The 12459-nt window shown below is 40.8% G+C and carries 11 protein-coding genes and 1 riboswitch; of the genes, 9 read left to right on the top strand and 2 right to left on the bottom strand.

Annotated elements, in window-relative coordinates:
- The first annotated feature begins 268 nt into the window (after positions 1 to 268).
- The 7 genes from crcB to thiH all read left to right on the top strand — a co-directional run bounded on the left by crcB (position 269) and on the right by thiH (position 7008).
- A complete protein-coding gene (gene crcB, locus ACE3G9_RS15040) occupies positions 269 to 649 on the top strand; it encodes a fluoride efflux transporter CrcB (protein WP_417881443.1) in 381 nt (126 codons plus the stop codon).
- Between the two features lie 45 nt (positions 650 to 694).
- Positions 695 to 792: riboswitch (TPP riboswitch) on the top strand.
- A 117-nt stretch (positions 793 to 909) separates the two neighbouring features.
- Positions 910 to 2874 (top strand): phosphomethylpyrimidine synthase ThiC, encoded by a 1965-nt coding sequence (gene thiC, locus ACE3G9_RS15035; RefSeq protein ID WP_417881442.1) that lies wholly within the window; start codon positions 910 to 912, stop codon positions 2872 to 2874.
- Entirely contained in the window at positions 2874 to 4085 is a 1212-nt protein-coding gene (thiE, locus tag ACE3G9_RS15030) for a thiamine phosphate synthase (RefSeq protein ID WP_449219570.1), read from the top strand. Before thiC ends, thiE begins: the two co-directional genes overlap by 1 nt.
- A 28-nt stretch (positions 4086 to 4113) precedes the next feature.
- Positions 4114 to 4860, top strand: a complete 747-nt coding sequence (locus tag ACE3G9_RS15025; protein ID WP_449219569.1) for a HesA/MoeB/ThiF family protein — start codon at positions 4114 to 4116, stop codon at positions 4858 to 4860.
- A 44-nt stretch (positions 4861 to 4904) separates the two neighbouring features.
- Positions 4905 to 5108 carry a sulfur carrier protein ThiS gene (thiS, locus tag ACE3G9_RS15020; RefSeq protein WP_449219568.1) on the top strand — a complete coding sequence of 68 codons (204 nt, stop codon included), beginning with the start codon at positions 4905 to 4907 and terminating at the stop codon, positions 5106 to 5108.
- A 2-nt stretch (positions 5109 to 5110) separates the two neighbouring features.
- A complete protein-coding gene (locus ACE3G9_RS15015; RefSeq protein ID WP_449219567.1) occupies positions 5111 to 5890 on the top strand; it encodes a thiazole synthase in 780 nt (259 codons plus the stop codon).
- A gap of 5 nt (positions 5891 to 5895) precedes the next feature.
- Positions 5896 to 7008 carry a 2-iminoacetate synthase ThiH gene (gene thiH, locus ACE3G9_RS15010; RefSeq protein ID WP_417881437.1) on the top strand — a complete coding sequence of 371 codons (1113 nt, stop codon included), beginning with the start codon at positions 5896 to 5898 and terminating at the stop codon, positions 7006 to 7008.
- A 187-nt stretch (positions 7009 to 7195) separates the two neighbouring features.
- Here thiH and ACE3G9_RS15005 read toward each other — a convergent pair whose 3' ends face one another.
- Positions 7196 to 8977, bottom strand: a complete 1782-nt coding sequence (locus ACE3G9_RS15005; protein ID WP_449219566.1) for an aminopeptidase P family protein — start codon at positions 8975 to 8977, stop codon at positions 7196 to 7198.
- Positions 8978 to 9603: 626 nt separating this feature from the next.
- Here ACE3G9_RS15005 and tsrA point away from each other — a divergent pair.
- Positions 9604 to 9891, top strand: coding sequence for an H-NS-like global regulator TsrA (gene tsrA, locus ACE3G9_RS15000; RefSeq protein WP_417881435.1), 288 nt, complete (start codon positions 9604 to 9606; stop codon positions 9889 to 9891).
- Between the two features lie 9 nt (positions 9892 to 9900).
- Here the strand turns inward: tsrA and ACE3G9_RS14995 are convergent, their stop codons facing one another.
- Positions 9901 to 10824, bottom strand: coding sequence for a DMT family transporter (locus ACE3G9_RS14995; protein WP_449219565.1), 924 nt, complete (start codon positions 10822 to 10824; stop codon positions 9901 to 9903).
- Between the two features lie 96 nt (positions 10825 to 10920).
- Between ACE3G9_RS14995 and rmuC the strand changes: the two genes are divergently transcribed.
- Complete coding sequence (gene rmuC, locus ACE3G9_RS14990) at positions 10921 to 12435, top strand: DNA recombination protein RmuC (RefSeq protein WP_417881433.1); 1515 nt, start codon at positions 10921 to 10923, stop codon at positions 12433 to 12435.
- Positions 12436 to 12459: the final 24 nt, after the last annotated feature.

Here is a 12459-nt window from a genome sequence, read left to right as displayed (position 1 = left end):
ACCGGCCTGTCACGCCGGGGGTCGCGGGTTCGAGTCCCGTCCACTCCGCCACTTATATCTCTTAGATAAAGAGTAGAAACCTGATTCGAAAGAATCAGGTTTTTTTTCGTCTGTTGAAAATGCTTCAAAAGCATGGAGAGCCCGTTTTGTTCTCTGTATATTTTTATAGCAGAATAGGAGATATATCTATACATTAAGTTCAGGTATTCTATACATGATTTCTAAAATTTATTGATACATGAAAGCTTAGAGGAGTTTTATCTTGTTAATCCAGCTTAGTGTCTTGCTTTATATTGCTCTTGGTGGGGCTATAGGGGCATGTTCTCGTTACATAATCTCAGAAATCTTTGTGTTAATGTTAGGTAGAACCTTTCCTTATGGAACATTGTTTGTAAATATATTTGGTTCATTTCTTATGGGGCTTCTTATTTCCTCTCTGAATAATGGAACCATTGAATCTACGCCATGGAAACAGATTCTCGGCTTAGGCTTTTTAGGGGCTTTTACAACTTTCTCAACTTTTTCAATCGATAATGTGACTTTATTTCAGCAAGGTGAATTCTTTAAAGCTGTCTTAAATATATTATTGAATGTAACTATTAGTATTTTTGCTGCTTGGATCGGCTTTCAATGTATTTCTAAGAGTTAATTTATCAGAAAAATTGAATTTCATTCATTTATCTGTCTATAATTACGTCACTTGTCGGAGTGCCATAAGGCTGAGACCGCTATGCGGGATCCGTTGAACCTGATCAGGCTAATACCTGCGAAGGGAACGAGAGAAGAGTAATCTATCTACAATTACCCCTCTATATATGTATCTGTTTCTACAGATCCACTCTTGTGCATCAAAATCCGTCAAGCATTTACCCTTCGGGCTTCTAACTCATACAGTTAAAGGAAAATGCTATGTCGTCAAGTCGTAAACAAGCCAGAATGGACGCTAAGAATTTTATCGATTCCCTGTCTGTCCAACCTTATCCCAATTCGCAAAAAGTTTATATTCAAGGAAGTCGTTCTGATATACGTGTACCTATGCGTGAAATCTCCCTTACTGATAGTTTGGTTGGAGGCTCGAAAGATAACCCCATCTCAGAGCCGAATAAACCTATCCATGTTTATGATACTTCCGGTGTTTATACGGATCCTACTCACAATATAAACTTATATGAAGGGTTACCTAAGTTACGTAAACAGTGGATTTCTGAACGTAATGACACTGAATATCTTGATTTTGTTTCATCTGAATTTTCTCAAGAGAGACTTAATGATGAAACATTAGATGAACTCAGGTACGGAAATTTACCTAAAATACGGAAAGCAAAGCAGGGGTGCTGTGTGACGCAACTGCATTATGCGCGTAAGGGGATCATTACTCCTGAGATGGAATATATTGCGATTCGTGAAAATATGGGACGTCAAAAATTCACTGATGAGCAATTAAACCAACAGCATCCAGGACAAAACTTTGGTGCCCATCTGCCTAAAGAAATTACCCCAGAGTTTGTTCGCCGTGAAGTGGCAGAAGGGCGAGCGATCATTCCATCCAACATTAATCATCCTGAATCTGAGCCAATGATCATTGGCCGCAACTTTTTAATTAAAGTGAATGCCAATATTGGTAACTCATCGGTGTCATCCTCGATTGAAGAAGAAGTTGAAAAATTGGTTTGGTCGACTCGTTGGGGCGGCGATACCGTTATGGATCTTTCTACTGGACGTAATATTCATGAAACGCGTGAGTGGATTCTGCGTAATAGTCCTGTCCCTATTGGTACGGTTCCAATGTATCAAGCATTAGAAAAAGTAAATGGTGTTGCGGAAAACCTCAATTGGGAAGTGATGCGCGATACTTTGATCGAACAAGCTGAGCAAGGTGTAGATTACTTTACTATTCATGCAGGGTTGCTATTACGTTATGTTCCTATGACGGCTAAGCGAGTTACGGGGATTGTTTCTCGTGGTGGTTCTATTATTGCTAAGTGGTGTTTGGCTCATCACCAAGAAAGTTTTCTTTATACTCATTTTCGCGAGATTTGTGAGATTTGTGCTCAGTATGATGTGGCATTGTCGCTTGGTGATGGTCTGCGTCCGGGCTCAATTGCCGATGCTAATGATGAAGCTCAATTTTCGGAATTACGTACATTAGGCGAACTGACCAAGGTTGCTTGGGAATACGATGTTCAAGTTATGATTGAAGGTCCTGGTCATGTTCCTATGCACATGATCAAAGAGAATATGGATGAACAATTAAAGCATTGCCATGAAGCGCCCTTTTATACATTAGGTCCACTCACTACTGATATCGCTCCTGGCTATGATCATATTACTTCTGGCATTGGTGCCGCGATGATTGGCTGGTTTGGCTGTGCCATGCTTTGTTATGTCACCCCAAAAGAGCATTTAGGTCTACCTAATAAAGAAGATGTTAAGACTGGGCTTATTACTTATAAGCTTGCAGCACATGCCGGTGATTTAGCAAAAGGGCATCCTGGTGCACAAATTCGTGATAATGCTTTATCTAAGGCGCGTTTCGAATTTCGTTGGCATGACCAATTTAACCTCTCGCTCGATCCCGAAACGGCATTGGCTTTTCACGATGAAACATTGCCTCAAGAGTCCGGTAAAGTTGCTCATTTCTGCTCGATGTGTGGTCCTAAGTTCTGCTCGATGAAAATCTCTCAAGAGGTGCGTGAGTATGTCAAAGACAGTGAGCAAGTATCTGCTGATCAGGCTATTGAGGTAAAAATGATAGGCGATCCGTTAGAAGGGATGAAAGACAAATCACGTGAATTTCTTGAGACAGGTTCTGAACTTTATCATCCTGCGGTTCAGCCAAAGCATAAAGAATTGGCAGAGCAGGAGGATAAGTAATGAGTAAGCTTGTCTTTAATGGTGTCGATGAAGCTTTATTTAAACAGCAAGTTCAATCTTGTGTAGAAGCAGTTAAGCAAGCGGGTTTTATTTTGCCTGATGTTGAGTTTTCAACATGCTCGCCTGTAGGTGATTTATCAGCAGTTGTTCATTTAACATCTGGCCCTAAAGTGATTTCTGCAGTGTTTGATGTCGATAACCAAGATGAAGGTTGCGACCTTGTTTTGTGCTATCAAAATGAACCGAATGTATCACTTACTTCTGAAAACGGGGTAAGTTCAATCTCGGTGGCAGTAAATGATGGTGATGTACTTACGGATAAAATTAGGCTTGCGAATGGATTGTCTGCTGATTTGCATACTTTTAATATGAAGTGGAATCATGAAGTGACTATTCGTCATTACTGTTGGTTTGTTGTTAGTTTATGCTTGGAGTTTACACTCGAAGATGCCGCTATCATTGCGAATGCCGCAGTGAAACAATACCAGGATGTTTCACGTGAAACATGGCCAGTTGATGCGCGCGTATTTCCACAATTAGCCCAAGCGGCTACACCTCAAATCTGTCCTCCATTCAAACTGATACCACACAACATCGGCTTATACCCAGTGGTTGATTCAGTTGAATGGATCGAAATCTTGCTTAAACGAGGGGTTAAAACGCTTCAGCTTCGAATGAAAGATCCGAGTGACTCTGACTTAGAAGTAAATATAAAGCATGCGATAGAGCTTGGCCGAGAGTATAAAGCACAGCTATTCATTAATGATCACTGGCAACTTGCGATTAAATATAGGGCTTATGGCATTCACCTTGGACAGGAAGATATTGAAGTCGCTGATTTACAGGCGATTAATCAAGCTGGCTTACGTTTAGGTATTTCAACTCATGGTTATTATGAGATTTTACGCGCCAAGCAACTGAAACCTTCCTACATTGCGCTTGGACATATTTTCCCAACCACAACCAAAAAAATGCCATCGCAACCGCAGGGTTTGAATAAGTTAACGGGGTACCAAATGTTAATAGGTGATGATTTTCCAACGGTAGCAATAGGAGGCATTGATTTGAATAATGCAGCACAAGTATGGCAAACCGGAGTGAGCAGCTTAGCGGTGGTTCGTGCTATTACACAGGCAAATGATATACAATTGGCGATAGATTCTTTCTATCAAATTATGGCTTCCCCACGAAGTCAAAAGGCCATTGCTTAACAGCTCTAATAGGTAATAAGGGAAAACAATGAACGACCAACAATTTCAGCGCTACCAACGACAAATCATGGTTCCAGAAGTGTCAGAAGTGGGCCAAGAAAAACTTATTGGTAGCAAAGTACTGTTGGTGGGTTGTGGTGGACTAGGCTCAGCGGCTGCGCTTTATCTCGCCGGAGCGGGGATTGGTTCATTAGTGGTTGCCGATGGTGATGAAGTTGACTCATCCAATTTACAGCGTCAGGTAATATACCGTGAATCTGATATTGGAAGAAATAAAGCAGAAGCGACTGCCGAACAACTGAAGCAGTTAAATCCTAATTGCAAAGTTCGTAGTGTTAAATCATTTATAGAAGACGCTCAGCTGAATTTAGAAGTGATGCTGGCTGATGTGGTATTAGATTGTAGTGATAACTTTCCAACTAGACAGGCGGTTAATAAAGCTTGCCATGATGGAAATACGCCACTGATTTCAGGTTCCGCGATCGGTTGGGTCGGGCAATTAATGAGCTTTGATTTTAAGCACCATTCATCACCTTGTTACCGTTGTGCTGTGCCATATCAAGATAACAGCGCAGGTTTGAAATGTTCAGAATCGGGAGTGATTGGCCCAGTCGTGGGTACGTTAGGTAATTTACAAGCGCTTGAAGCGATCAAATACTTAACTCAAAACGACAAACTAAAACCTGCGTCTCTTAATTTATTTGATGGACAAACGCTATCTTGGCAGAAGTTTAATATTGCTAAAGATGCCGAGTGTCCAGTTTGTGGAAGCTGATGGGTATAAATCAGTCTCCGCAAAGAAGGATCTAAGGAGGCACCATGCAAGTCACGGTGAACCAACAAGTACACATTTTAGAGAAGAATCAATATAACCTAATTCAATTACTTTCTCGGCTATCTCTGAATCAACAAAGTATTGCGATTGCGATTAATCAGGATGTTATTCCTAAAACGCAGTGGACCGAAACGACACTTAATGATAGTGATGATGTTTCGGTTTTCACTATGATCGCAGGAGGGTAATCATGAGTCATTTTCAAGATTCGCTGGTTATCGCCGACCAAACATTCAATTCAAGATTATTTACAGGCACAGGCAAGTTTGCTAATTCTGACCTTATGTTGGAATCGCTGCTGCATTCTAGTTCAGAACTCACGACCTTGGCACTCAAGCGCCTTGACCTACAGCGTCAAACGGATGATATTTTACCGCCATTATTAAAAATGAACGTACGTCTGTTACCCAATACTTCTGGGGCAAAAACAGCCAAGGAAGCGATTTTTGCTGCTCAGTTAGCACGAGAAGCGCTTGATACGAATTGGTTGAAATTAGAAATTCATCCTGACCCTAAATACCTAATGCCCGATCCTATCGAAACACTAAAGGCAGCTGAGAAATTAGTTGAACTAGGTTTTATTGTTTTACCTTATTGTCATGCTGATCCTGTGCTATGTAAGCGCTTAGAAGAAGTTGGCTGCGCCGCCGTTATGCCCTTAGCATCACCGATTGGCTCCAATAAAGGTTTGGTATCAGAAGATTTTCTTAAAATTATTATCGAACAAGCAAACGTGCCAGTCGTAGTTGATGCTGGAATTGGCGCGCCTTCACATGCTGCTTATGCCATGGAACTAGGCGCTGATGCCGTATTGGTCAATACCGCCATTGCATCATCGGCTAATCCTGTAGCAATGGCGCAAGCATTCAAACTTGCCGTACAGTCAGGACGCCAGGCTTATCTTGCAGGGTTAGGTGGAGTAAGCCTGCAAGCAAGTGCATCAAGTCCGCTTACTGCGTTTTTAGGGTAGGTGATATGACTTTTACTGAGGTATTTAAAACGCTAGATTGGGATCAAGTCTATTTGTCCATTCATAGTAAAACGCCTGCTGATGTTGAGCGAGCTTTAGCTAAAACCAGATTAAACTTGGAAGATTTTAAGGCGTTAATTTCACCCGCTGCTGAACCTTATGTTGAGCACATGGCGCAACGTTCTTATGCTCTGACCCGTCAGCGATTTGGTCATAATATTAATTTCTACATTCCACTGTACCTTTCTAACTTGTGCGCCAACGCTTGTACTTATTGTGGTTTCTCTATGGAGAATAAAATTAAACGTAGGACACTCGATCAAACTGAGGTAGAAGCAGAAGTAGAAGCTATCAAAGCGATGAATTTTGATAGTGTGTTATTAGTCACCGGTGAACATGAAACTAAAGTCGGCATGAACTATTTCCGCACTATGCTACCTGTGATTAAGCAGCAGTTTTCTTACTTGGCGATGGAAGTTCAACCGCTTGATCAAGATGATTACCGCGAACTGAAAACGCTAGGACTTGATGCGGTGATGGTCTATCAAGAAACCTATCATCCAAGTACTTATGCTAAACATCACTTAAGAGGGAATAAACAGGATTTCTATTACCGACTCGAAACGCCTGATCGTGTTGCCAAAGCGGGAGTTGATAAAATCGGTATAGGGGCTCTGATTGGTTTAGAAGACTGGAGAACCGATTGTTTGTTTACGGCGGCACATTTGCAGTATTTAGAAAAGCAGTACTGGACCTCTCGCTATTCAATTTCATTTCCTAGGTTGCGACCATGTGAGGGTGCTCTGCAACCCAAATCGGTCATGACAGATAAACAACTCGTACAGCTTATTTGTGCATTCCGTTTGTTCAACCATGAAGTTGAGTTGTCATTATCGACACGCGAACAACCGAGTTTTAGGGATAACGTTTTGCCACTAGGGGTTACCCATATCTCTGCCGCATCAAAAACCCAGCCGGGTGGTTATGCTAATTCAGAGGTAGAGTTAGAGCAATTTGCCATTAGTGATGAGCGTTCAGTTGAAGAGGTGGTTAAGTCGGTGCAACAACGTGGCTATGAAGCGGTGTGGACGGATTGGCATCACGCTTATTCTGGCTGATTTGTGTAGATTATAGTTACATAGTTATTCTCAACTATAGTGAGTTTCAAATAGGTTTCACGTGAAACAATAAAGCCCGTCTCGGTTGACATCGAAACGGGCTTTGTTTTTATTTACTATCAACTGCAGTATTGAGTGACTTCTATTATCTGCTGTTGAGGTTATTTATAGTGAAAACGGTTGTTAATTAAATCGCTAAGGTAGCCTGCTTTAACCATTGTTTTACCTCACCATCAACGAGTGGGCTGACATCATTCCATACTTTTTGATGGTACTGGTTTAGCCACTCAATCTCGTTAGTGGTTAACAGCGTGCGCTCAATCGCTCTAACATCGATTGGACAACGCGTAAGAGATTCAAAACCAAGAATAGATAAATCACCTTGGGTTTGTTTCTCAGTGACTAACTCCAGGTTTTCAATGCGAATGCCAAACTCGTTAGCACGGTAGTAACCCGGTTCATTGGATAGCACCATACCTGCTTGTAGGGCTACGCCATTGTAAGCAGGGGATATACGTTGTGGTCCTTCATGAACACTTAAGAAATGACCCACACCATGCCCGGTACCATGATCATAATTATAGCCTTCAGCCCATAAATATTGGCGAGCCAAAATATCGAGTTGGCTACCAGTCGTTCCTTCTGGAAAACGTGCCGTTGCCAAAGCAATGTGGCCTTTGAGTACCAGTGTGAATTGTTGCTTCATAAAAGTTGAAGGCTCACCAATTGCCACGGTACGAGTGATATCAGTAGTGCCGTCTGGGTACTGGCCGCCTGAATCGACAAGATAAAGTGAGTTTAATTCTAGCTTGCCAAACTCTACTTGATCAGCGTGATTGTAATGACACATAGCTGCATTGCTTCCTGCTGCGGAAATGGTATCAAAACTTAAATCGGCTAATGACTCATCTTGTTTACGGAAATCATGCAACTGATTAGATAGGGTGTTTTCATCGTGAAAGCGACCAGCTTCAACTTCAGAATCAATCCAACATAAGAACTTCGCCATTGCCACACCATCTCGAACATGACAATTAATCATGCCTTGTGATTCAGTTTTGTTTTTAATCGCTTTAGGTAGTAAACATGGATCACTGGCTGCAATAATATGCGCCTGACTATTTTCTAATATTTGGCTAAACCAGGCATTACTGCTGGCTGGATCAACAATGATTTTTTTGCCCGTTAGTGAGCTAAGCGATGCTTTAAGTTGAGATGGTGATGAGATTCGAACGTCTGAGCCGACATGCTGCGCAAAATCAGCAGGGATGCGTTCAGGGTTAATAAATAACTCTAAACTTGAATCTGTATGTAAAATCGCATGACATAACACGGCAGGTAGGCGAGGTACATCGAGACCACGAATATTGAGTAACCAACAAATAGAATCTATTTGAGTCAGTAGTGTGGCATCAGCATTTTGTTGAGTAATGACTTGTGCGATGTTGTGACGTTTATCTTGTGAAGATTGACCAACAATGTCTAATGGCATTAAACGTAATGGTGATTCAACGGTTGTAGGGCGATCAGACCAAAGCATATCAATCGGGTTGCTTTCGACATCAACCATCTCAATTTGACCATCAAGTGTGCTTTGTGCGGCTTGATACCAAGTGGCGGAATGCATTTTAGGATCAATAGCTAAACGACTACCTGCTGGCATATTTTGTTGTAGCCAAGTAATCGGCGGTTCTTGAATAAAATGATGATAGCTAAAAATATCACTCGGAACTTGTTTGGTGACTTGAACGGTATAGCGACCATCAACAAACATCGCTGCGCTATCCTGAGTAATTATTGCCGCACCGGCTGAGCCAGCAAAGCCAGTGATCCAATTTAAACGTTCATTATGGGCCGGAATGTATTCCCCTAAGAACTCGTCTTCATGTGGAATAATGATCGCGTCATAATCGTTTTGAATTAGCCATTGGCGAAGTTGTTGGACACGATCTGCAATTGCTTTATACATCTGAATCATCCTTATTGATTTAGCGGTCGATGCCGAAATCATGAACATTGTTGTTTCATGTTATGACTTAATACTACCATCGGGACTAGAGAGTGTAATGCGCTTGTGCTTAAAATCTGATGATGTGATTGATAATTTTACTGTTTCACGTGAAACATTAAGTAAACGAGTTTCTCAATGGGATGGTAGGTAGAACGCTGTGGAAATCACAAGCGCCTGAATTCAAATCTTAAATTCGAAAATAGAATTATACCCAAGTGACTTCAAGATGCAGAATTCAGAGCTATCATCCAAACCTTTAGGCAAGGAAGATTGTCGAAGGAATGTAGGCACCTTTCAAACCAATCTGACGCGGTGTAAAGGTTTGGATGAAGCTCCCGAAGGGCAAGTTAAAACAAGCTTTATGCTGCGTTAAATTGAACAGAGATAGAGTAACTATGATCATATTCAATTTGTCTTGCCTAAAGCTTGTTTTATTCTTGCTGAAACTCGCATCTTGAAGTTACTTGGGTATATAAAGTGGCTTTGAGATATAAAATTTGTTTTGCTTAACCATCAATCAGGCGTATATTTACGGCTGATTTTCTAGATTTCCTTAATTGAATAATTGGAATATAAATAAACCTATGTCATTAACAACGTATGAAATGGCTCGTATTTTAGAGCAGATGGAAGAAAGCCCAGAAAAAATCATGTTCGGTAAATTATTAACTGAGCTGGGTAATCAAAGTCAGGAACGAATTCGTAGTGCGGCTAAGCAAGTGCCACTAGAATTATTAAGAGATATTATTTACCAATTTCAAGTCATCGCCGATTCTCGCAAAGGTGAGCAAGTGCAATTACTGGCAGAGCAATTAAAGGCTCAAGGTCTATCAGTTGAAGATCTTAAGCGTTATATGGAAAAGACGAAGTAATATATTTAATTAATGATTATCCAGACAATCGATATTTCGTTTTTTTAATTTTATCTGCTGAACCACTAAGCCTAATAATATACAAACTAACCCAATTAAAGTTGATGGGTAGATAGTCTCGCCAATAATTTGAGATAACAAAATCAATGAAATAAATGGCGATAGAAAAATTAAATTACTCACCTTGGCGGTATTTTGAGTGCGTTTTAGTGCCGTTAGCCACAATACAAACGTAACGCCCATTTCAAATAATCCGACATAAGTCACCGCCAACCATCCCTTAATGCTGATTGTTTCCCAACCTAGTCCTTCGTACCAAACAAGCAGGGCAGAAAACGGCAGCGAAACCAAAAAACCGAGTAAGACAACTAATATTGGGTCGGCTTTATTTTTGGCATTTAAAATCCAATAACTTGCCCATAATAAGGTTGATAATAACGCCAGCCCCACACCTAATGGACTATCAAAAGATAATGCAAGCACATCCCCTTTAGTTGCAATAATCAGCACACCTAAGTAACCAAGCGTGCAGGCTAACCAGTCTTGTTTGCGAATTCTTTGACCTAAAAATAAGGCCGCCATTAAGGTTAAGGTAATCGCCCAACTGTAATTAAGCGGCTGAGCTTGAGATGCCGGTAATAAGTCGTAAGCCTTAAACAGAATCAAATAATAACCGAGAGGATTGACCAGTCCTAATAAGATGAAATATTTAGGGTTAGCGAGAAAGGTTGATGCTAATTGAGGAAGGGTTCCTTTGATTGTGCAGATAAACAGTAACATTGCCACCGAAACCAAACTGGCGACCAATAGCATTTGAATAGGTGAAAATTCTTGCAGCGTGAGTTTAAAGGCAGTGGCAACGGTTGACCATAATAAAACAGCCGCAAGCCCATAAAGAAGAGCGCTGCGTTCTGAGGATGCCGTGTTTTCCATAATCGCCTCTTGTTCGCTAAATTAAACTATAAACTGGACATTTATCCAGTATTTAATATGATCTGAATAAATAAATGTAAGAAAGTAAGGGTACTTATGCAGTGGATTTTTAATCATAGCGATTTCATTTGGCTTTGCCTAATAGTTGCTTTGATGATGTTGGTCGGTGCACAACTTTGGATTAAAAATCGCCATAGTCACCAAATTGAAATGCTAAAACAACAGCATGAGTCGGAATTAGCGAATCAACAACAAATTTTGCAGGCCACACATCAGCAAATAAAGCAGCAGCAATCGGAGTTAGACCAACTCGACATTGAGCGTGATAAATCTGAATTCGAAGCGAGAAAGAATTTTGGCCAGTTAATGGTGGCTAATGAACGATTAAAACAGCTGGAACAAATACAGTTCGACTTGCATCAACTGCAAGAAAAGTATGAGCAATTAAATAACCAAAATCATGAACTAAAAGCCAGTATGCGGGAGCAAGACGCTAAGCATGAACAAGAAAAACGTTCCGCTCAAGAGAAGCTACAACTATTAGAAAAAGCCGAGCAAAGATTAAAAGTTGAGTTTGAAAGTCTCGCTAATCAGTTATTTGAAAGCAAAGTGAAAAGTGTTGATCAGCAAAATAAACAAAGCCTAGAAAGCCTATTAAATCCATTAAAAGAACAACTCAATGGCTTTAAGCAGCAAGTAACTGCGAGCTATCACGCTGAATCTAAAGAGCGGCATACCTTAGTACATGAAATCAAACAGCTACAGAAACTCAATGAACAAATGGCGCAAGATGCCGTTAACTTAACCCAAGCGCTGAAAGGTGATAACAAGCAGCAAGGTAATTGGGGCGAAGTGGTTCTCGCGAAAGTACTGCAAGATTCTGGCTTGCGAGAAGGTTATGAATATCAAACCCAAGTTAGCTTAAATCACGCTAGTGGTAAACGTTATCAACCAGATGTAATCGTTAATTTACCAGAAGATAAACAAGTGATTATCGATTCGAAAATGACTTTAGTGGCGTTTGAGCGCTACTTTAATGCTGACGATGATGCTCAAAAAGCCAAAGCCTTAAATGAACATTTGGTATCGGTGAGAAGCCATATCAAACAGCTAAGCCAAAAAGATTATCACCAACTAAAAGGTATAACCTCGTTAGACTATGTCTTGATGTTTATTCCGATTGAGCCGGCATTCCAGCTTGCTATTGAGCGCGATCCAAGTTTGATTCGAGATGCGATGGAACAAAATATTATCGTGGTGAGCCCGACGACTTTGTTGGTGGCACTACGGACGATTAATCATTTATGGCGTAATGAAAGACAAAATCAAAACGCTCAACTGATCGCAGAGCGAGCCAGCAAGTTATATGACAAGATGCGTTTATTTGTCGATGATATGGAAGCGGTTGGGCAGGCGTTAAACCGCGCGCAAAATAGTTATCAAGGTGCAATGAATAAGTTGTCGACCGGACGCGGTAATCTTATTCGCCAGGCAGAGAGCTTCAAATCATTAGGGGTAGAAGTTAAAAAATCAATTAGCTCCGAAGTGAGTGAAATTGCACAAAATGATTCTGACAAAGACAGACAAGCGATTGAGGATAAAGTAAACTAACCGCAATCAAATTAAGCGCACATC

It is taken from the genome of Vibrio sp. E150_018 (assembly GCF_053544035.1).
This window is presented reverse-complemented; position numbering and strand designations above follow the sequence as displayed.